General features: G+C 68.6%; 16 protein-coding genes. 1 reads left to right on the top strand and 15 read right to left on the bottom strand.

From position 1 onward, the window contains the following. Positions 1-205 precede the first annotated feature (205 nt). The 11 genes from dapF to gntA all read right to left on the bottom strand — a co-directional run bounded on the left by dapF (position 206) and on the right by gntA (position 11,030). Positions 206-1,108: a diaminopimelate epimerase gene (gene dapF / locus ACTFTM_RS20695; RefSeq protein ID WP_449562132.1), complete on the bottom strand. Its 903-nt coding sequence runs from the start codon at positions 1,106-1,108 to the stop codon at positions 206-208. Continuing rightward, entirely contained in the window at positions 1,105-2,139 is a 1,035-nt protein-coding gene (locus ACTFTM_RS20690) for an iron-containing redox enzyme family protein (protein WP_449562131.1), read from the bottom strand. Before ACTFTM_RS20690 ends, dapF begins: the two co-directional genes overlap by 4 nt. 54 nt (positions 2,140-2,193) lie before the next feature. After that, on the bottom strand, positions 2,194-4,263 hold the full coding sequence (locus tag ACTFTM_RS20685) for a molybdopterin-containing oxidoreductase family protein (RefSeq protein WP_449562130.1): 2,070 nt from the start codon (positions 4,261-4,263) through the stop codon (positions 2,194-2,196). A gap of 23 nt (positions 4,264-4,286) precedes the next feature. After that, positions 4,287-4,988 carry a 2OG-Fe dioxygenase family protein gene (locus ACTFTM_RS20680; protein ID WP_449562129.1) on the bottom strand — a complete coding sequence of 234 codons (702 nt, stop codon included), beginning with the start codon at positions 4,986-4,988 and terminating at the stop codon, positions 4,287-4,289. 245 nt (positions 4,989-5,233) lie between these two features. Continuing rightward, positions 5,234-6,271: a hypothetical protein gene (locus tag ACTFTM_RS20675; protein WP_449562128.1), complete on the bottom strand. Its 1,038-nt coding sequence runs from the start codon at positions 6,269-6,271 to the stop codon at positions 5,234-5,236. Between the two features lie 325 nt (positions 6,272-6,596). Beyond that, a complete protein-coding gene (locus tag ACTFTM_RS20670) occupies positions 6,597-7,307 on the bottom strand; it encodes an MOSC domain-containing protein (protein WP_449562127.1) in 711 nt (236 codons plus the stop codon). A gap of 43 nt (positions 7,308-7,350) precedes the next feature. Continuing rightward, a complete protein-coding gene (locus tag ACTFTM_RS20665; protein WP_449562126.1) occupies positions 7,351-7,971 on the bottom strand; it encodes a LysE family translocator in 621 nt (206 codons plus the stop codon). 52 nt (positions 7,972-8,023) lie between these two features. Further along, positions 8,024-9,058 carry a hypothetical protein gene (locus tag ACTFTM_RS20660; RefSeq protein ID WP_449562125.1) on the bottom strand — a complete coding sequence of 345 codons (1,035 nt, stop codon included), beginning with the start codon at positions 9,056-9,058 and terminating at the stop codon, positions 8,024-8,026. Beyond that, on the bottom strand, positions 9,058-9,804 hold the full coding sequence (locus ACTFTM_RS20655) for an SDR family NAD(P)-dependent oxidoreductase (protein ID WP_449562124.1): 747 nt from the start codon (positions 9,802-9,804) through the stop codon (positions 9,058-9,060). The genes ACTFTM_RS20660 and ACTFTM_RS20655 overlap by 1 nt, the downstream gene beginning before the upstream one ends. Positions 9,805-9,861: 57 nt before the next feature. Next, the gene (locus ACTFTM_RS20650) at positions 9,862-10,374 is read right to left on the bottom strand and encodes a GNAT family N-acetyltransferase (protein ID WP_449562123.1); all 513 of its coding nucleotides are present in this window, start codon (positions 10,372-10,374) and stop codon (positions 9,862-9,864) included. Beyond that, entirely contained in the window at positions 10,326-11,030 is a 705-nt protein-coding gene (gntA, locus tag ACTFTM_RS20645) for a guanitoxin biosynthesis heme-dependent pre-guanitoxin N-hydroxylase GntA (protein WP_449562122.1), read from the bottom strand. The genes ACTFTM_RS20650 and gntA overlap by 49 nt, the downstream gene beginning before the upstream one ends. A gap of 200 nt (positions 11,031-11,230) precedes the next feature. Here gntA and ACTFTM_RS20640 point away from each other — a divergent pair, with 200 nt between their 5' ends. Then, positions 11,231-14,113 (top strand): BTAD domain-containing putative transcriptional regulator, encoded by a 2,883-nt coding sequence (locus ACTFTM_RS20640; protein WP_449562121.1) that lies wholly within the window; start codon positions 11,231-11,233, stop codon positions 14,111-14,113. Positions 14,114-14,184: 71 nt separating this feature from the next. Here ACTFTM_RS20640 and ACTFTM_RS20635 read toward each other — a convergent pair whose 3' ends face one another. The 4 genes from ACTFTM_RS20635 to ACTFTM_RS20620 all read right to left on the bottom strand — a co-directional run bounded on the left by ACTFTM_RS20635 (position 14,185) and on the right by ACTFTM_RS20620 (position 21,449). After that, positions 14,185-15,396 carry a hypothetical protein gene (locus ACTFTM_RS20635; protein ID WP_449562120.1) on the bottom strand — a complete coding sequence of 404 codons (1,212 nt, stop codon included), beginning with the start codon at positions 15,394-15,396 and terminating at the stop codon, positions 14,185-14,187. Next, on the bottom strand, positions 15,393-16,640 hold the full coding sequence (locus ACTFTM_RS20630; RefSeq protein WP_449562119.1) for an ATP-grasp domain-containing protein: 1,248 nt from the start codon (positions 16,638-16,640) through the stop codon (positions 15,393-15,395). Before ACTFTM_RS20630 ends, ACTFTM_RS20635 begins: the two co-directional genes overlap by 4 nt. A gap of 555 nt (positions 16,641-17,195) precedes the next feature. Further along, positions 17,196-18,026 (bottom strand): AfsR/SARP family transcriptional regulator, encoded by an 831-nt coding sequence (locus tag ACTFTM_RS20625; protein WP_449562118.1) that lies wholly within the window; start codon positions 18,024-18,026, stop codon positions 17,196-17,198. 180 nt (positions 18,027-18,206) lie between these two features. Continuing rightward, entirely contained in the window at positions 18,207-21,449 is a 3,243-nt protein-coding gene (locus ACTFTM_RS20620; protein WP_449562117.1) for an AfsR/SARP family transcriptional regulator, read from the bottom strand. Positions 21,450-21,477: the final 28 nt, after the last annotated feature.

Raw genomic sequence — 21,477 nt, 5'->3', positions numbered from 1 at the left:
CCGCGCGAGCGCCTATCTCCCCGGGGTTGAGCACGATGATTACTCGTCCATGAACACGGTGATCAGCCTTCCGCCGACGTTGCCGGAACAGGCCGCGCAAATGGGGTTACACCCCGATGTCATTAGATTTTGTCGCTGTGGCGCCCACGTTCAGGAAACAGCTATAGCATAGTCACACATCAATATGCCGCCCGATCCTGTGTTGTCAGGGAGAGCTTGACGTTGCCGCCGGGCGGGTCGGTCGACCCGCTCGAGCGGCGAGGCCGGCCGAGACCCGTCCGGTGGCGACCTCCTCGACCGGTCCGGTCAGCCGGACCGCGCCGCCAGCGTCGAAGGACACGGTGACGGCGCCACCGCGCATCCGGACGACAACCTCGTCGTCCACCAAACCGAGACGCCGCACCGCGGCTGCCGCCGCGCAGGCCCCGCTCCCGGACGCGAGCACCGGCCCGGCACCGCGTTCCCACACCACGACCTCAAGCGAACTCCGATCGCGCACCACCGCGAACTCCACGTTGACCCGGGTGCGGAACGCGGAGTGCCGGCCGATCAGCGGCCCCAGATCCCGCGCGGCCGACTCGTCGTCGGCCGGTAGGACGACGACCGCGTGCGGGTTTCCGTTGTGGACGCCGGTCACCCGAATGGTCCGCCCGGCGACGGACAACGGGTGGTCGACGACCGGGCCGGAACCCCCGACCAGGCCGAAGGCGTCCGCGTCGAAGTCCGGACGACCCAGGTCGATCGACACCAGTCCTGCCGACCGGTCCAGCACCCGGACACTGGTATGGCCGAACCCCGTGTCCAGCACGAACTCCGCGCCGTTGCCTCGGGACAGGTGCAGGCCGAGGATGCGCAGCCCGTTCGCGCTCAGCTCGCACGGGCTTCCGTCCGGGTTGAACAACCGGGCCGGCACGGGCTGGTCCGCGCCCCCGGGCGGTCCCCGGAAGACGATTCCGTCCGCGCCGATCCCGAAGTGCCGGTCGCACATCGCGACCGCTGTCGCCGGTGCGGCGGGCAGCCCCTCCTTCGGGTCCACGACCAGGTAGTCGTTGCCCATCGCCTGGTACTTCGCGAAGCGCGGGAGCTCTACCCCTCGTGGCGAGGTCACCTGCGGCTGCCGTCAGCCCACCGCGGGCCGGTCTCGGCGAGCCGCTCGTCCAGGTAGCGTGCGGACGAGTTGAGTCGCCACAGTGTCCCGCGTGCGATGCCGATGCGCATGGCCTCGGAGGTCGCCGCCGGCTTCACCACGTTGTGGAACCACCCGGCTGCGTGCTGGGAGTCGACCGTGATGTGCAGTCGGTGGTAGGTGATCCCGACCTCTGGCAGCCCCAGACGCTCCCATGCGCGCACGACGCATACGAACCGGTCCGGCACCAGCCACTCGGTCATCCCGAGGTAGCCGACCGCCTCGGCGTACCGGTACCGATAGCGCGACAACATCACCGCGAGGTTCCCGGACAGCAGCGCCGTGCCCGTGAGCCGGTCGGCAACCTCCTCCTCCCGCACGTCGAAGACCTCGAAGATCCGGCGGAAGAGAGTGGTGTGCACCTCGTCCGGCCGGCCGTTGCCCATTTCGTCCCAGTAGTTCGCCGCGATCTCCATCTTCGCGGGACCGTCGGTACCGACCTGCATCATGGCGAGCAGGTCGTCGAACCTCGCGTCGATGACCGACTCCTGGATCATGTACAGGCGCAGGTCCTCCGCGTCCGCGAAGTTGCTGATGAACTCGGTGTAGTAGGGATGCTTGTACACCCGGTGCTGCTTGGCCAGTGCCTTCAACCAGGAGACGTAGGCGGCCGGTTCGCTCGGCATGCCGTCCAGTAGGCCGGCTTCGATGCGGGCGTCCTCCGCGGCGCCGGTGGCGGACTCCACCAGGCGGGCGATCTCGTGAATCACGACCGATCCCTCAGCGCTCGGTGCACCCGGAGCGATCCGCATCCCGAGATCATAGATTCGGGCGAGGATCTGCTGCTGCTGCAGAAACGCATCCGGGTCACCCGCGGTAGCGCGGTCGTTCAGCTCTCTCACCCGATCGAGAACCTGTTCTCGCAGCGCACCCTGCACGGCGCGGTCCAGCTGGTCCGCTGATATCGACAGCCAGTTGGAGATGTCGTCGACGACAGACGCGGTACGTTGCACAGAAGCTGTTTGTTGCACGGTTGTACCCCCATGGAATTGATGTGTCATCGGATATCAGTCGCGTACCGCAGACGATTGCCATTCCTCGACCTCGACGCGGTTGTCGTGGAACACCGCACCGCCGCCCATGTCGGCGTCCCGCTCGTTCACCGTCGCGTTGACGGTCGGGCCGCCGGTGAGCTTCATCCAATGGCCCTTCGTGGTCGCTACGACTCCGCTGCGGACATGTCCGGAGGCGTACGCGGTGGAGACGAATGATCCGCGGTCGTTGAAGACCGCGACCGGTGTGCCGTCGGTCAGCCCACGAGCGGCCATGTCGTCCGGGTGCAGCTCGACCCGTGGCGGACCAGCCCGGCGCCGTAGTTCCGGCTTGTTGGCGAAGACCGAGTTGAGGAAGAAGTGCGAGGCGCCGGCGATCAGCGAGAGCGGGTACCGCGCGGCCAGTTCCGGGTCGGTCGACTCGCGTGGCGGGGTGTATCCCGCCACCGCGTCGAACCCGGCCACCACGGCTCGCTCGGACCGGAATTCCAGTTTGCCGGACGGCGTCGGGAAGCCGTCGGCGAAGGGCACGAAGTCGGCCGGATAGCTCAGTCTCGCCCACCCGTCTCGGCGCAGGGACGCGACATCGATACCGGCCAGCGACGGATGGTCCGTGGCCAGCAACTGAGCCGCCATCTCTTCGTCCGAATCGTAGAGTCCCGGCTCGGACAACCCCATGTGCCGGGCGATTCGGCGGAAGATCTCCGTGGTGGACAGGCAGTCGCCCGGAGGGACCGTCGCCGGCTCGTTCCACGCGATGTACATGTGGCCGTAGCCGTCGAGAACATCGAGGTGCTCAGTCTGCATGGTCGCCGGCAGCACGATGTCGGCGTAGTCCGCGGTGTCGGTCTGGAAGTGGTCGACGACTACCGTGAACAGGTCCTCGCGGGCGAGTGCCTGGCGAACCCGTTGCTGATCCGGATTGCTGACCACCGGGTTGGCCCCGTACACGAACAGCGCCTTGACCGGCGGGGTCAGGTCGAGGAGGTTCTGGCCGAGCAGGGTCATGGAGAGCCGCCGCACCGGCGCCGACCGCAGGTCGCTGCGAAGGAGTGCCTCCCGGTTACCGCCGAAGTACCCGTCGGTCGAATAGGTGAGGCCACCGCCCAGCCTGCCCCAGTCACCGGTGACGCCGGGCAGGCAGGCGAGCACGCGTACGGCCGCGCCGCCGCCCGCGTGGCGCTGCATCCCGCTGCCGGCACGGATGCCGGTGGGCCTCGTAGTGGCAATCCGTTCCCCCAGCTGCTCGATCTGCGCGCGGGAGACGCCGGTCAACTCCGCGGTCCGTTCCGGCGGGAACTGCTCGATGCGGGAGCGGAACTCGGGCCATCCCACTGTGTGGTCGGCCAGGTAGGCACGGTCCGCCCCGCCGGCGGCGACCACCACGTTCAGCAGGCCCAGCGCGAGGGCCGCGTCGGTACCGGGACGTGGTGCCAGGTGCTCGTCGGCCTGCTGGGCGGTCCTGGTGGCCACCGGGTCGATCGCAACGACGTACGCGCCCTGCTCGCGTGCCTTGTTGATGAACCGCCACTGGTGATGGCTCGTGGTGAGAGTGTTGACGCCCCACAGCAGGATCAACCGCGAGTGGGCCAGCGATTCGGGATCGATGCCCCGGTGGGTGCCGGTGGCAAGGTCCGCGCCGACCAGCCCCGCCACCGAGCAGATCGTCATGTCGTGCTCGGAGGTGCCGAGCACGTTCCACAGCCGTGCGCCGGCCTGGCCCTGGAGCCCTTGGAGGTACCCCAGGTTGCCCGTTCCCTGGTACGGCCAGATCGACTCGCCGCCGTACTGGCGACGAACCTGGTCGAACCGTTCGGCGATCTCGTCGAACGCCTCGTCCAGGCTGATCCTCGTGAACCTGCCGGTGCCCTTCGGGCCGGTGCGACGCAGCGCATGACGGAGGCGATCGGGCGACGCGGCGTGGTCGAGGTACTGGTTGACCTTGACGCAGAGAGTGCCGTGGGTGAAGGGGTGCTCGGGGCGACCGCGCAACGTGACGGCGGCTCCGTCGCGGACGCCCACTATCCAGCTGCAGGCGTCCGGGCAGTCCAACGGGCATCCACCCGCGACCTCACGGTCGACCACGGTGACGCGTCTACCCGATGCCTTCATTGCGCCAGGGGTTTGCTGTTGAGCACCGCCTGGTCGTGCTCCTCGCCGTACCAACGCTCCGACCAGCGCGAGAACGCGGCGATGACGATGTCGCGGTGCCCCTCCTGGCCGGAGGTCTCCGGGTGCAAGTCTGTGACGTCGTGTGCGACGGCGCGGTCATCGAGCAGCGCAGCATGACCGGGCTGGACGGTGCCACTCCAGAACGGCTCGGAGGAGTCCAGGCCCTTCCACAGCCGCATCTCACCCCCGGTCACGTTGTGCCTGTTGAAGACCAGGATCGCGACGTACTCGTGCCCGTCCTTGTGGACGCCCTCCGGGGTGACCAGCCCGGGTTTCGCTTCCGTGGCGCGGCTGCGGTTCTGGTGAACGTTCACCTGCCAGCTCTCGGAACGGTCCAGTGGCAGCTCGGCGGCGACCGCGTGCAGGTAGGGGAGGAAGTCGGCCTGCAGTGGCTCGTACTCGCGCATGATGCCGCCCGCCACCGTGTTGTATTCGCGGGACTGGCCGTAGGGGCGGTGCGGGAGCAGCTCGAACGACCACGCGCCGGAGACGTAGTCGATCTTGTATTGCGAGAAGCGCTTGTAGCGCGTCTGGTTTCCCATGTAGACGTCGAGCGGAACATTGTCGTAGCTGTCCAACACCTCCTGCGAGACCGGAGGCAGATCGATGATGGCGTAGCCGTCGATGAGTCTTGACATTCTGGTCTTCCGTTCTGTTTGGCAGGTCAGGTTCGAGAGAAGTGCCGATTGGTCGAATCGGGATGGCGGCGAGATGACTCGTCGCTTCAGCCGGCGCATTTATATCGAAGTACGTGAATGTTATCCATTGGTTCTCGTGGGCGTCAAGGCCATCCGTGCAAGACTTTGCGCACCGAAATTCGCAACGGAAATTGGGCATCCGGAAACCCTCGATGCCGTCGGCATCGAGGACCTTCACCAACTGATCAGAAGTGCCTGGTCAGCTCTCCCCGCCGCCGGATGTCGAGAGAACAGCAATGCAGTCCACCCCCGAGGGAACGGCCGTGCCGGAACCGCACGGGCACCGGCTCCACGCCGGCCTGCTCCAGCTGGCGCATGAGGGAAACCTGGTTGGACGGGACGAGCACGCGATCCGGGCCCAGCGCGAGGAGGTTCATCCCGACCCAGCGAGAAGCTCGTGGCCAGTCGAAGGCGAAACCGTCATTCTCGATATCGGTGACCCACAGCGTCTTCCAGCTCCGCAGGGGGCTCGGAATCATTTCGGGTGTCATTTTGGCGGCGTTTGCCAACAGGAGGCCCGGTCGAAGTATGTGCAGTGTCGTGTCCACGTGATCGGCGCAGATGGACATCTCGTGGACCGTGAAATCCGGGCCCAGAACTCGTTGGAGCCAACGCGCACCGCGCCGGTTACCGGTGCTGCTGACGTTGAAGAAGATGTCGTACCCGCATCTCAGGAGGTTTGCGGCATCGAACAGGGGTTCGTCGTCGGCAACTACCGAAGCATTCGACTCGTAGATGTACGTGGAGTCCGGCAGCCTCGGCTTCGGCGCCGACAGCCAGCGGGCTCCGGAATCGAAGTACTCACGCAGCAGGTCGCGGTACGGGAAGACCTCGAAGTACCGGGACCGCATCGGCATCGGGACCTCGATCAGCATGTCACCGATGACCGACAGGCAGTCTCGCGGCATGAGCGCATGCATCGCGACGGACGCCCAGTCCGGCGACGCGTAATGCTGTCCCGGCGCCAGGGGTTCGGGGCGTCGAACGGCGACACCGTGCGACTCGAGTACCGCGGTGAGATCGCGAAAGTCCTCTTCCGCTTCCTCGATGACCCGATCCAGCATCGCGCTGGGAATCTTCTCGCGCTCCGCCTCGACCGGTCGTTCGAAGAAGTGGCGGAGGGAGGGGTCCACGGGTGGGGGAGTGAAGCCGACGGCGGTGCCCAGCACGACCTCCTCCAGCGGGTCCCAGTCGTTACTGCTCCACACAGCGTTAACGGTCATCGGCAATCCCCTCGATCAGGTGGCAGGTAGCCGGGCACGTCCACGCCTCTGAGGTCGCGCGCAGCAGGATCACAGCTGCCGGGCCGCGCAGGTGCGTTGCCGGGCCCTGTCCGTCCGACGCCGGTGATCGTCGAGCAGGCACCTCTGGTTTCCGCACGGCGTACTGCAGATTGATGTGAGCGTCGGCGTCGATGACCTGCCGCGCACGTCGCCGCGGATCGCGGCGGGACGGTGGGCCAGACGCGGCGCCCGTGGGCTGTCACCGGCGTCAGAATTCCGGGAGCCGTGTCTGTTCGGGAGGCCGGCGTCCTGGCCGGAGACCGCCTCAACTCACGTGGACACGGTCGCCGAAACGGACCGGGCCCTCACGGATGACCCTCGCGTACACCCCGAAGTTGGTGTTTCTCCGTTCGGCCAGCACCCGGAGGACCTCCTTGTCGCGGGGCACGCCCGGCTGCGGCAGCGTTACCGTCACGCACCGCTCGGTCTGCTCGGTGATCTCGAGTCTCGTGGTCTCCCCGATGGACACCTCGCGGCCGATCCAGTCGTCCTCGAATCCCGGCCCCCACTCGCCGGCGATGACGATATTGGGCCGGAAGCGGGCCACCGGGACCACGGTTCCTCCCGGCACCTCGGCCGCCAGCGCGGTGAGGGAGGAGCGTGAGATCAGGTGGACCGCGCCGATGTCGAAGTGAGGTGTGCCCGATTCCCGCGCGGCCCGCACCGGCTCACCGGCCAGCGCCGTGAGCGCCGCGTCGAGGTCGGGGTCACCGGCAGCCAGCACGGCGCCGTTCGGCGTGTGAACCTCGACGCGACCGTGGTGTGTGCGCGCCGCGTAGGCGAGCAGGCCGTCGAGGCGACGGACGTGCTTCCAGGTCTTGCAGCTGCCCACCCGCCCATCCGGAAAGGTGGCGGCCCACACGCGGTCGCCGGAAACTCCGCGGCTGTCCAGCCGTACGTCATCGACCGTCTCGCCCTGCATGGACTTGAACGGATACCGGTAAAGTGCTTCGACTGTCGCCTCGACAGCGGACACGAGAGACTCCTTCGCGCGAGGCCCGGACGGTTGGCTGGGCCGGTCATCGGTCGAACAGCACCAGGCTGGCCAGAGCGATGAGGACGGCGCTCGACAGGTAGTTGAGCGCACGCCCCACCCGGGGACGTGTGGCGATCTTGGAGGCCAGGGTGCCTCCGGTGACCCCGACGGTGACATCGATGGGCAGGGCGGTCAGCGGAACGATCAAGCAGAACGCGATCAGGACCAGCAGGCCCGGATCGTCGAGACTGACGATGATCTGCGGGACCAGGGCGAGGAAGAAGGTGACCGTCTTCGGATTCGTGCCCTCCACGACGAAGCCCTGAAGGTAGCTTCGCAAGCCGGACACCCTGGCCGGCCTCTCGGTTCTCACCGTGAACGGCTGGTCACGGAGCCCCGAGATGCCCAGATAGAGCAGGTACGCCGCACCGGCGATCCGCAGCACCGTGAAGGCCAGCTCGGACGAGGCGATCAGGGCGGACGCGCCGATCGCCGTCAGGAGCGCCCACATCGCACTCCCGCTAGCCAGTCCGAAGGCCGCGAACACTCCGGCGATCCGCCCGTTGACGACGCTGCGCGACATCACGTAGAGGATCGACGGCCCGGGGCTCAGGTTCAGCAGGAACGCACTGAGAGCGAACGAGGCAAGGATGGTGAGCGTCAACCGGCTGGTCCTTTCTGCTGAGCTCGGGAAAAGCGTCGCCAACGCGACGGAGTCACAGGTACGTCTCGAGTTCGCCGCGCCGACGGACGTCCAGCGAACAGCAGTGCAGTCCGCCGCCGAAGGTGCGGCCGTGCCGGAAGCTGGTGGGGACCGCGGTGATCCCGGCGTTCTCCAGCTGCTTGATCACCCGCGTCTGGTTGGCCGGCACCACGACCGTGTCGGGGCCGAGAGCCAGAATGTTCATGCCGACCCAGACGGACGCGCGCGGCCAGTCGAAGGCGTAGCCGTCGTCCTCCGGTGTGTCGACCCAGATGGTCTTCCAGGACCGCAGCGGGGCGGGGATCCGATCCGCGGTGAGGCGTTCCGAATTGGCCAACAGCAGCCCCGGCCGCAGGATGTGCAACGTCGTTCCGACGTGGTCACTGCAGATGGAGATCTCGTGCACCCGGAAGTCGGAGCCCAGCTGTCGCCGTAGCCAGGCCGCTCCCCGCCGGTTGCCGGTGTTGCTCACGTTGAAGAAGATGTCGGTCCCGCACCGGAGCATGTTGGCGGCGTCGAACAACGGCTCATGCTCCGCCACGACCGAGGCACCAGGTTCGTACACGTAGGTCTCGTCGGTAAGCAGGGGCTTCGGTGCCGAGAACCAGGAGGCGCCCGCATCGGAGTATTCCCGGAGCAGGCCCCGGAACGGGGCGGTCTCGAAGTAGCGGGCACGCATCGGCATCGGCGCCTCGATGATGCGGTCGCCGATCACCAGCAGGCAGTCCCGCGGCATCAGCGCGTGCATGGCCACGGATTCCCACTCCGGAGTGGCGTAGCGCCGGCCCACGGTGGTCGCGTCCGGACGGCGCACCCGTACGCCGGCACTCGTCAGCGTCTCGGTCAGCTGGGCGAAGTCCTCCTCGGTCTCGTCCACCACGCGTTGCAGCGTGCTGGCGTCGATCCGCTCGTCTCCGGCGTCCGCCGGGGGCTCGAAGAAGTGCCTTAGCGAAACGTCCACCGGAGGCGGGGTGAGGCCGGCCGCGGAGCCGAGAATGACCTCCTCCAGCGGATCCCAGTCGTTGACACTCCAGACGGTGTGCGTCATCACTGCTCCTTGGTTCGACTCGGGCGCAAGCTGAGGCCGAATGGCTGGTCCGTGGGCATGAGCTCGATGAGGCTCACATTGACTCGCTGAGGCTGGGAGATGCACCACTCCACCGCCTCGGCGATGTCCTGGGGGGTGAGCGGGTCGGTGCCGTCGTACAAGGCGTCTGCTCGCTCCTGATCCCCGTCGAACCGGGTCACAGCGAATTCCGTACGGGCCATGCCGGGGGCGATGCAGCTGACGCGGATGCCGCGACCCTCCAGGTCGGTTCGCATGTTGAGACTGAGCTGGTGGACGAATGCCTTGGTGCCGCCGTAGACGTTCCCACCGAGGTAGGGGTACACCGCGGCGATGGAGCCGATGTTCACCACGTGGCCGCGGCCGGCGGCCAGCATGAGGGGCAGGACCGCGCGGACGCAGTGCAGCAGTCCCAGCACATTCGTGTCGACCATCTCGCGCCAGTGGCGCAGCTCGGCATCCTGGATCGGGCCGAAGCCCTTCGAGAGACCGGCGTTGTTGACGAGGATGCCCACATCGGAGAACGGTGCGGGCAGGTCGCCGAGAGCGTGGGCGACGGCGTCTCCGTCCCGTACGTCGACGGTCAGCGGATGCACCAGGTCGTGGCCGAGGCGGTCGGCGAGCTCGGTGAGTCGTTCGGTGCGACGGGCCAGCGCCACGACCGGCCGTCCGGTCTTCACCAGTCGCTCGACGGTGGCCCGGCCGAATCCCGACGACGCGCCGGTCACTATCGCAGAAGGCAGGTTTGTCACTGTTCTCTACCCTTTCCCGTAGGCCGACGACCGTCAGATCCGGCGGCGGTAGACGACGGAATTGCGCGCGGGGTCCAGCTGGCTCACCCAGCGCCGAGGCCCGGCAGCGGGCCCGACCTCGACGAACCCGTGTCCGAGGAACCACGCGTTGGTCGGGCTGGACGCTGCGTACAGTGCACGCGCCGATGACCGGGCCGCCTCCTGGAGGATCCTGTCGAGCAGGAGGCTTCCGGTGCGGCGGCCCTGGAAGCTGCTCTGGACGCACAGGTTGTCCAGGACCCAGTCGCTCCCGAAACGCTGGACGCCGGCGCAGGCCACAATCCGGCTGTCGTCCTCGACGACCAGGAAGTCGGCGTGACGCCGGGCGAACTCGCCGACGTCGCGATGGCGCAGCCGACCGAGCGCGACGAACGGAGCGGACAGGTCGTGCAGGGCCTGGGCGTCGGCCCAGCGGGCTCGTCGCAGCGACAGGAGGCGGGCCTGACTGACGGCGGTCTTCACTGAGCCATCCCGTCGAACGTCGCCGAGGCGCTCGAGATCGGGCACCGCCACTCCGCCGGCTGCGGCCGTCCTGAGTACTGGAGGGCCTCCGGCTGCTCTCCGAAGTCCGCGAGGTTCGGGTTGATGGACCCCTGAAGCCGCAGCTCGCGGGCCCGGATCTTGTCCTGGAGCGAGGCGTAGAGCCCATCCTGCTTCAACTGGTCGAACTGCTGGTGGGAGTTGAAGACGAGCACCGGGTGCGTGAACCGACGGGAGATCCTCGACGCCTGGGAGTGCAGACCCACGATGAAGAACGGATGTCCGGCGACGCTGTAGGCGAAGTCCAGGGCATGGGGGTCACTGGAGACGCCCGGCGCCCACGCGTATTTCTCCCGATCCACCTGGCGAAGCATGGCGAGCTGCGTCCAGAGGGTGTGCTCGAACTCCACCTCGCTCAGCTGCCGCGGATTCTCGAAGATCGCCGCGAAGGAGCTGAACCTGGTCTCGTGCAGCCGGGTCCGGTCGACGAAGCCGACAATCTCCCGGTGCAGTTCCCGAGTGCTGTCGACGTCGAGCATCGACTTCAGTTCGACGCAATACAATTGCTTCTGGCGTACCGACGCGCGTGCTCCGAGGCACGAGAAAGCGGTGCCCTCAATCCAATCCTCGAATGCTGATGTCAGAGGCCTAGAATTTTGGGCAAACTCATCCTGTCGAGCCATCGAAATTCCCCGTAACTTGATTGCACCACCGTGATATAGGCACGAACATGACCCCCCGGTCATCTGTCTTGGACAAGCATCGCCAGTGATGTAGGCTGATTTCTTGACGGCGAGTTGACAGCGACGTCGACACGATGGGGTGCTACCTGGGCCGCGGGGTATTTCGGGCTTAGGTGATCTACGGGGGCATTGTGGGCTTGATGATTCTTGGGCCGGTGGAGGGCCGATCGCAGGGTCGACCGTCGTCGATGGGGAGACCGCAGCAGTGCACGGTTCTGGCCGCGCTGGCCGTGGAGGTCGGACGGACGGTGCCGGCCGACGTGCTCGTCGAGCGGGTGTGGGGGCAGGAGCCACCCGAGCGGGCGCGGCGCACCCTGCACAGTCACATCACCCGCATCCGGCGGTCGCTGGAGATGATCGACACGAGTTCCGGGAATCCGGCCCGGCTGCTGCTGGGCTCCGGGGGCTACCGACTCGACATGGAGCCCGACGACATCGACCTGCACCGTTTCCGCAGGCTGGTGAAGCGGGCCGACAGGCGGCTGTGCTCCGAGGCCGAAGCGCGGGTACTGCTCCGGCAAGCCGTCGCCCTGTGGCGCGGCGAGCCACTGGCCGGGCTGACCAGCGCCTGGGCGGAACGCACTCGGAACGCGTGGACGCTGGAGCGGCTGGACGCCGTGGTCGCCTGGGCCCGGACAGAGCTGGCGATCGGGGACCCGCAGGCGGTCATCGCGGAGCTGAACGCACTGGCCTACGACTTTCCGCTGGTGGAAAGCCTGGCGGCGACGCTGATTCAGGCCCAGTACGCCGCTGGACGCACGAGCGAGGCCCTCGACCGCTACGCGGCCGTGCGCCGGCAAATGGTCGATGCGCTCGGCATCGAGCCGGGTCCCGAGCTGCAGCAGGTGCAGCAGGCGATCCTGCAGGGCGACCGGATCGGACCTACCGGCCCGGCGATCAGCCGTGACGCCGCTGTCGCACCGCAGGTCCGGATCCCGCCGCAGCGCCCGACCCATGCCGTCGCCGGGCCCGCACCGCGCCGGCACCTGGTCGTTCCAGCGCAGCTGCCGATCGACGTCCGGGGGTTCGCCGGCCGCGAATCGGAGATGGCCCAGTTGTCGGACATCCTCGAAAGCTCCCAGGCGGAGAAGCAGCCCGCGCTGTGCGTCCTCTGGAGTGCCGCTGGGTCGGGCAAGACCTCACTGGCGGTGCACTGGGCACACCGGGTGGCGCAGCAGTTCCCGGAGGGGCAGCTCTACGTCAACCTGCGAGGCTTCGAGCCGAGCGGCGTCGTGGTGCGGCCGGAAGAGGTCATTCGCATGTTCCTGGACACGTTCCAGGTGCCGCCGCAAAGCATCCCGGTCAGCCTGGAGGCACAGGCGGCTTTGTACCGCAGCTACGTCGCTGGTCGCCGAATGCTCGTGGTTCTGGACAACGCGCGTGACGTCGACCAGGTCCGGCCCCTGTTGCCCGGCACCGCCGACTGCCTGGTCCTGGTCACAAGTCGCCGTGCGCTGCCCAGCCTCGTGGCGAGCGAGGGCGCTCATCCGATCGCGGTGGGCCCGTTGCCGTACGACGAGGCCAGGCGGGTGCTCTCCAACCGGCTGGGCGCCGCCCGGGTCGCGGCGGACAGTGCGGCCGTCGACCGGCTCATCGCCCGGTGTGCCGGGTTGCCGCTCGCCCTGGCCCTCGTCGCCGCACGCGTCGCAACCCATCCTGACCTGGACCTTCGTACGCTCGCCGACGAGCTCGACGTGGCTGTCGGATCGACCGAGGCGCCGGCCGAGACCGAGGCCGGAAGGGGCGTCCACGTCGTGTTCGTGTGGACCTACCGGACGCTGAGCCCGGCCGCGGCGAGACTGTTCCGCCTGCTGGGACTCTCGCCCGGTCCGGACGTCGACGAACTGGCCGTGGCCCACCTCGCGGCGCTGGACCTGCCCACCACGAGGACGTTGCTCAATGAGCTGAAGGACGCCCAGATGGTCAGTGAGCACAAGCTGACCCGGCTGTCCTTGCACGAGTTGCTCCGGGGCTACGCGATGGACCTGGTCCACGCGGTGGACAGCGCCCAGGAGCGGTCCGCCGCTGTTCGCCGGCTGCTCATCCACTACGTGACCTCATCACGCCGCGCCGCCATACTGCTCGAGCGGCATCTGTCCCAGGACGCTGTGGAGGGCCCGGACGCCGGATTTCCCCGTATCACGACGGCCCGGGAGGCGGTGGAGTGGTTTACCGCCGAGCACGCGATGCTGCTCGACATCGTTCGCCGGGCCGGGGACGAGGGTCATGACGCGAGCCTGTGCAGCCTCGCTCGATCGCTGATGGAGTACTTCAACCGCCAGGGCCATTGGCGGGACCAGATCAACACGCAGCGGCTCGCCCTGGACGCGGCCCGGCGGCTCGGCGACCGGCGCGCCATGGGTCAGGCGCACCGCGGCATCGGGGTGGCCCATGCCTGGCTGGGCCAGTACGACGACGCTTACACGCACAGCCGGAGTGCGCTCGACCTCGCCTGCGAGGTCGGTTCGACGAGTGATCAGGCCCAGGCGCATCTGGCACTGGCGCGCGTCTTCGAGCGGCAGGACCGCCACCGCGAGGCGCTCGATCACGATCAGGCCGCCCTCATGCTGGCCGAGATCGCGAACGACCGGCTGGCGCACGCGGTCTCGCTCAACAATGTCGGCTGGTCACTGGCCATGTTGGAGCAGTACGAGGCCGCCAAGGACCACTGCAGTCGGGCCCTGGTGGTGCTGCGTGAGGTCGGCGATCCGTCCGGGCAGGCCGCGACCTGGGACAGCCTGGGCTACATCAACCACCAGCTGCGCCACTCGGCCGAGGCGATCGAGTGCTACCGCCATGCGATCAGGTTGAACCGGGAGGCCGGGAACCGTTACGCCGAGGCCGACAGCCAGCACCACCTCGGCAACACTCTGATGGCACTGGGCGACTTCGCGGGCGCCAAGGGATGCTGGCAGCAGGCCGTCGTCATCCTCGACGAGTTGAACCACCCCGACGCCGAGACGGTGCGGGAAAGGCTGACCGGTCTGGAGCAGGCGCAGTCCGGGATCGGCTGGGGGCGCTGATCGCCCGGCCGGCCCAGTGTGGGCCGGCCGGCCCAGCTGGCGGCAGCCCAGAAGGGGGCATAGTCGTTGGCTCAGGAATCGTGATTGGTGTGGGCCGTCCCTACCCGTACGGCGACGGGGGCCACCAGGAGGGCTCGCCCCCTCGGTAACGCGGTGACGGCGGCGATAAGCACGGCCGCGGCGGACGCCGAGATGAGCACCGCTGGGGCAACGAGATTCCCGACAGCGGCCAGTGTGAGGCCCGCGAGCGGCATCGGCACAATCAGCAGCATGCCGAAGAGCCCCACGGTCGCCGCGTAGTTCTCCAGTGGCACCCGACGCGCTCTGACGACCCGGATGTACACGCTGAAAAACGCGTCGAGCAGCAGGAACGCCCCGAGGCATCCAGCGAAGACCCAGAGCCGGGCTCCCAGCGCGACGCCCAACGCGGCCAGGCACATCCCCACCGCGACCGCGACCCCGATCGTCGAGAGCGGCACACGCGAGGTCAGCCGGTGGAAGGTCAACAGGCCGACGATGGCCGGCACGCTGCTCGCCGCGTACATCAGGCCCAGCTCACTGCTGCTTGTCCCGAACGTTCCGAACGCGATCTGGGGCGCAGCCCCGTTGATCAGCGCGAGCACGTAATTCAGACCCATGGTGACCAGGACGATGCGGCGCAGGACGGGGTCCTCGAGCGCACTACGTACGGTCGCGCGGAGGGTGCGCTTCGCTGTCGAAATGGGCACCGTGCCGACCGATGGGACCGATACCGACATCCGCAGCGAGACTCCGAACAGACCTGCCGCCACGAACATCAGCACCGGCGGTGGGAACGACAGCACCACGCCCGCCGCCGCCGGCCCCAGGACTATCGCCGCCTGCTCAAAGGCGGTCAGCTGCGACTGGAAACGCTCCTGCCCCTCGGGGCGGACCAGGGACAGTCCGATCTTCTCGCCGCCGACGAAGGTCAATTCGAAGCAGAGGCCCACGACCATCGCGAATATCATCAGCACCGGCAGTACCGCACCGGGATACACCGCCATCAGCAGCCCGGCCACGAGCGCCGTCGCGGTCCTGGTCAGATCCGCCACGACCATCAGGGTCCGCTGTCGTATGTTGTCCAGCCGAAGGATCGCTGCCGACAGTCCCAGGAGTCTCGGTCCCCATTGGAAAAAGACCGCCGCGCCCGACCAGCGCACATCGGCGGTCACGCTGTAGGCGAGCACTGGTACGGCGAACAGGACCAGGTAGTCGCACAACCAGCTGGCGAACCGCATCGCATAATATCTCGCGATACTCACGACAAATACGCTGCCACTGGTCGCAGTTCCCGGCCCAGTCGCTCGTTGATCGTCAAAGCGGTGTCTGGATCGGAAGCGCGATAGCGGATATAGGCCACGCGCCGAAGGGCCTCATAGGTCGAGGGAATCTGCTCGCCGGCGGGAACCAGCACCTTTCGCTCCACGACATCGGCGTAGCGCGGCACGTCGTCCCATCCCTCGATATTCGTGTAGGCGGTGATGCTGCCGGGGTCCACGAAGCGAATGCCCGCGGCCCTCCCGAATGCCGCGGGTTCGTCGAGGCAGTTCTCCGGGTTCGCGCCGACCGCCATCAACAGGGCGGCGTCCGCCATCGACACACCCGTGACGTCGGCTACCAGGTGCACGATCTGGTCTCCCGGTAGCCGTGCGGCGATCTCCATGAGTACCGGTCCGTTCGTGGACAGGCGTACCTCGCAATGGAAAACGCTGTTGTCCAGCCCGACCGCCCCGACCACCTCGCCGACGTACCGCTGGATCGCACCCAGATCGTTCGGTCCCAGAGGGGCGGGTGTGATGTGACCGAGCTCGACAAAGGTCGGCTCGGGGCCGAGGAGCTTCCTGGTCACGGCGGCGATGCGCACGCCGCCGCGCCAGACATATCCGTCGGCGCTGTATTCGTCGCCGGAGACGTACTCCTCGATGACGACCTCGTCACCGAGCGGCCTGCCGAGGTCGATCATGCCGTCGGCTTCGATGGCGGCGTACGCCCGCACAGCCTCAGCCGTGTCGTTCGCCTTCAAGACGTGGATGCTGCTCGACGACTCAACCGGTTTGACCACCACCGGGAAGGTCAGCGCCGCGCACGCGAGCTCCGCCTCGCGGCGCGAGGCCACCTTCCGGTGCCGGGGCGACCGGACGCCGGCGTGTTGCAGCGCCTCACGCATCTCGGCCTTGTTCCGAACGAGCGCGACGTTGGTGGTGGTCAGGCCCGGCAGGCCGAGTTTCTCCGCAACGAGGGCCGCGATCTCGACGTGAAACTCCGAACCGGCAACGACACCATCGAGTTCAACCCCCACTGGCGAGCGACTCACCGCTTCGACGATGGCGTGTGCGTCATTCGTATCTACCCGGACGATGGTGGATGCCAGATCCCTGGTCGCCGCCGTCAGAGTTCGGTCTTCGGCATCGAAGCTGGCAACCACGGTGTTCCAACCCATGGCTGCGGCCCGGACGACGAGCTCGTTGCCGGAAGATACCGGTTCAACGATGAGTACTGATGTCATCGTTCCTCTTGAGTCGTGTACCGCGCATCGACCGCCATACGACGACGGCGGTGGCGGGACAGATGGACACGATCGATCAAGCTAACAGCCTCCACAACAGACACTCGCGTCGGCTCGAAGACCTATCTAGTTGACAAGTAGGGCCTGTTTCCCAAGGACCAGCCGGCCTGTGGCGGGCCCGGACACAACCGCGCCGTGCCGGTGGTCAGGGCCGCCTGCGCGGGCGCGGCGAGAGCTCCGACCAGGGCCACCGCTCCGGCTACCCCCCAATGACGCCCCGTGCGGTGGACCCGACTGCGTCCTCTCGTGACTGATGCCTGTCATACAGACATTGCACGCCCGACGTTGCACAAACCTTGACGGTTTCTTGACAAGGCAGCTTGGAGGCGATTGCCGATGGGTGGGGCTCACCGCTGAGAGCGGCGGCGACGGCGGCGAACCGCCCGGCCCGGCGACGCCCAGAGAAGCGCGGCGGCGTGCTCTGTCAGGTGCGATGAGCGAGCAGACCGCGGGACGTTGGTCCGCTGACCTCTGGACTGCCCAAGCAGTATCTCGTCACCTCCCTTGCGGACGAAGGGGAGACTCCTGCCGGTGAGGCTCGCCGTCGTGTGCCGGCCCCCACCCGCCCATCGGCGGCAGCCGGGCTTCGTCCTCGGTGAGGATGGCCTGGCGCAGGTCCCGCAGCCGGCGGCTCGGCTCCAGGCCGAGTTCACGGCGCAGCGACGAGCGCAACCGGTCGAAAGAGGCCAGCGCGTCGGCGCCCCGCCCGCTGCCGTAGAGCGCGATCATGAAGGCCGCCTGCAGGCGGTCACGCCCGGGATGAGTTCGGGTCAGCGCGGTGAGTTCCGGTACGGCTCGCGCGTGCCGGCCCAGACTCAGCTCGACCTCCAGCCGATCCTCGATCACCTGCAGTCGCGACTCCTCCAGGCTCATGGCCTCCGGCTCCAGCATGCCATCGGCGAGACCGGCGATGGCCGGCCCGCGCCACAGGTTCTCGGCCCGCAGGAAATACCCGACGGCCTCCGCCGCGCGACCCGCGGCCAGCGATCGCCGAGCCTGGTGAGCCTCGTCGTCGAACCGGGTCCGGTCCAGCTCGCCGGGCTCCACATCCAGCAGGTAACCGCCCGGCCGCCGCACGAGCGAGCGCTCGGGCAGGCCGCCGGCGATGAGCAGGCGGCGCAGGGCCGCGGCGCAGTTGCGGATCTGACTGGCCGCGGTGACCGGCGGCCGCAGCGGCCACAGGCAGTCGACCAGTCTCTCGGCCGGGACCACCCGGCCGGTCCGCAGCAGCAGCACGGCCAGGATCCGCTGCTGCCGGCGTCCGCCGAGTGGCAGGGGCGTTCCTTCGACGGACGCTTCCAGCGGACCGAGGATCCGGAAATCCATGCAATGACCTCCATGCCGACCGCACCCCTCGCGCGGCCTGGTCACCAGGTTGCCCAGCACGGGTTGGCGTTTCCTTGGCAGCGTCGTACGGCGCTGCCAACCAACCGGGGTATCCGCGACGTCAGCCCGCCATCACCGTCGCATCGTCCGGACGCCGGTCCCGCCCCGAAGGGACATCGGCTATCCGGCCGGGACGCCGACCGCACGGCCGTCGTGCCGATCCAGCAGGGCCCGGACGATGCCCGCCTCGGAACTGCCGAGCGCTTCCAGGATGCCCAGCGCCTCCCGCCAGGCCCGCGAGGAGTCCTCCAGGTGGCCCAGGGTGATCAGCGCACGGGCGCGTACCAGGGGAGCCCCGATCGCCTCCGCGCGATGTGCCGCCTCGCCGGCGAGCCGGGCCGCCTGCACGGCGTCGCCGTCCTTCCGGGCGACCTCGCCCAACGCCGCCAGCGCGTCGATCTCGATCACCGCGGCGCCGGACTGTCGGGCCAGCGTGACCGCCCGCTCCAACGAGGAGCTGGACAACAGCGGCGTCCGCTCGGCGACGGACGCGGCGAGACCGACCAGGGCCTCGGCCTCCGTCGCCAATGTGCGCGCCGACCTGGCCCACTCGGCGGCCCGGGTGTACCGGGCTGCCGCGCCGGTGAGGTCGCCGGTCAGCCGGAGCAGGCCGCCCTCGGCGATGTCGATCGACGCCTTGCAGTGCCAGTCGTCGGTACGGTCGGCGAGGCGCTGCGCTGCGGCGAGCGCCGACCTCGCCTCCGGCACGTCGCCGCGTAGCGTGTGGATCTGGCCGATCCCCGCGAGCGCATTCGCCTCGATCGAGGCCATGTCGACCTGGTGGGCCGTCCGCACCGCTTCCTCGAGATCGCCCAGGGCGGCCGGGAACTCACCCCGGACGGTGCGTACGAGGCCGAGGTTGGTGAGGATGACCGCCTCGTTGGGCCGTGCGCCGTCCTCCCGGTGGATGACGATGGCGGCGGTGAGTCGCTCGACCGCCAACCGCAGTCGACCCGCCATGGCGTAGATCGTCCCGAGGTTGCTCGACATCACCGCGACGCCGTAGCGGTGGCGGATCCGCTCGTTGAGCCGCAACGCGTGCTCGAAGCAGGCCGCCGCCGTCGCCAGGTGCCCGAGGTCGCCGAAGACCGCGCCGAGCGAGCCGGCCGCGGCGGCCTGGCCCTGCGCGTGCCGGGCGCTGCGGAACAGGTGACCCGCCCGTCGTAGGTGCGCGATCGCGACCAGTTGGTTACCCGTGAGGTGGTACACGTTGCCCAGACTCATGTGTGCCGACGCCCGCAGGACCAGGTGCGCGTCCCCACTCGACGCGTGCAGTGCCGCCTGGGCCACGAGCAGCCAGTTCAGTGAATTGCGGGTGACCCAGAAGTACGTTCGTAGCTGGTCGGCGAGCAGGGCGGCAGCGTCCCTCGACGTGCCGTCGGCGGCCGCCCTGATCAGCGCCACCATGTTCGACTCCTCGGCTTCGAGCCAGGCCAGTGCCGCGTCACGATCGCCGATGCCGGCGTCACCGGCCGCCAGTCCCGTCGGCAGCTCCAGGCGGACCCGCCCCGGCGCCAACAGGTCACCGGCAGCCTGGGCGCGGACCAGGTACCACGCGAACAGGCGGGCGAGGACGGTGTGCGCCTCCGGACGGCCGGTCTGCCGCGCGCTGTGCTGGCCTGCGTAGCGCCCCAGCAGGTCGTGCAGCGCGACGCGATCGTCGTCGAACTCCACCAGGTGGGCGGCGAAGAGCCGGGTCAGCGTCCGGCGGGCCGCGTCCTGGGTTGTCTGCGCCAGGTGGGCGACCGCGTCGACCGACAGACTCAGCCCCGGAACGGTGCCGAGGAGGCGGAACATTCGCTGGGCCTCGCCGGGAAGCCGGGTGTAGGACAGGTCGAACGCCGTCTGTACGGCGACACTCGGATCGTCGTCGATCGCCAGAGCGGCGATGCTCCGCTGCCGCAACTGCCGCGCGTACGCCGACACCGCGAGGTCGGGCTCGTCGTGCAGCAGCGCCGCCGCGATCCGCAGGGCCAGTGGAAGCCGACCACAGACCTGGGCGAGGTCCCGGATCGCGTCACGATCGGCGGCTCGCGGGTCGGCGCCGAGCAGGACGGTGAGCAGCTCGATCGCGTCCGGTTCCGGGAGTAGTCCGATGGTCAGGCGGTGGGCGTCCTGCTGCGCCACGAGCCCGGTCAGGCGGTCCCGGCTGGTGACCACCACCAGGCAGTCCGCAGAGCCGGGCAGCAACGGCCGCACCTGCTCGGCGTCGAGTGCGTTGTCCAGAACGATCAGCAGCCGTCGATCGGCGACGACGGTGCGGTAGAGCGCTGATGCCTCCTCCGGGTCGGCAGGAATGCGGCCCGCCGGCACGCCCAGACCCCGCAGCAGGGCGCCGAGCGCCTCCGCCGCGCGCATGGGTCGGCCGGCGGAGTAACCCCTCAGGTTGAGAAAGAGCTGCCCGTCCGGGAAGCGGTCACGGACGCTGTGCGCCCACCGGATGGCGGTCGCTGTCTTTCCGACACCCGCCGTGCCGACGACCGTGGAGAGGATCAGGACCTGCGGCGCCGCCGCGTCGGCGAGCAGACGGTCGAGCTGACGCGACTCCGCGTCGCGACCGACGAAGTGCCCCGGCGGCAGCGGCAGCTGCGCCGGCCCGGCGGAAGACGTGGGCGTGGCGTCCGAGGGTGTGGTGCCGCGTGACAGCTTCCGGTGGGTCGCCTGGATCTGCTCTCCGGGAGCGACACCGAGGTCGGTGGCGAGCCGATCCCTGAGGGTGTCGTAGGCCGAGATGGCCTCGCTACGACGACCGATCCCGCTCAGGGCCAGCATCAGCAGCTCCACCGGACGCTCGCGGGTCGGCGCCTCACCGATCAGCTCGTGCAGCGGCGCCAGTATCTCCCGGCGTTGGCCGGCGTCGAGGCGGGCGCCGAGCAGCTCTTCCTGCGCCGTCAGTCGTGCCTCGTCGAGATCCGGGAAGAGCCGGCCCCGCTGAGCGTCGTCGAAGACGTCGGCCAGGGCGGCGCCCCGCCACAGGCCGAGTGCCGTGCTGAGCATCGCGATGCGCTGATCGGGCTCGGTGACGCTCCTGCTTGCCTCCACCAGGGCGGTGAACCGGTGTACGTCGACCCGCTCTGCCCGGATTTCCAGTGCGTAGCTGTTGGGTCGGGCGAGCAACGCGGGCTCCGTCGACCGGCCCAGCTCCAGCGTGGACCGCAGGTGCGAAATCATGGCCTGCAGGCCCGCTCGCGCCTGGGCCGGAGGCCGATCTTCCCAGAGCAGGTCGATGAGTCGCTCCGCGGAGTGGAACTGGCCCGGTCGCATCGCGAGGATGGCGAGCAGCCGTCGCTCCTGACGACGTCGGACAGGCACGACCCGTCCGTCGATGACAGCCTCGACGGGGCCAAGCAGTCGCAGCTCCACAGCCGCAGGCTAACAATGCGCACCGACG

Source organism: Micromonospora sp. RB23, assembly GCF_053585025.1.
This window is presented reverse-complemented; position numbering and strand designations above follow the sequence as displayed.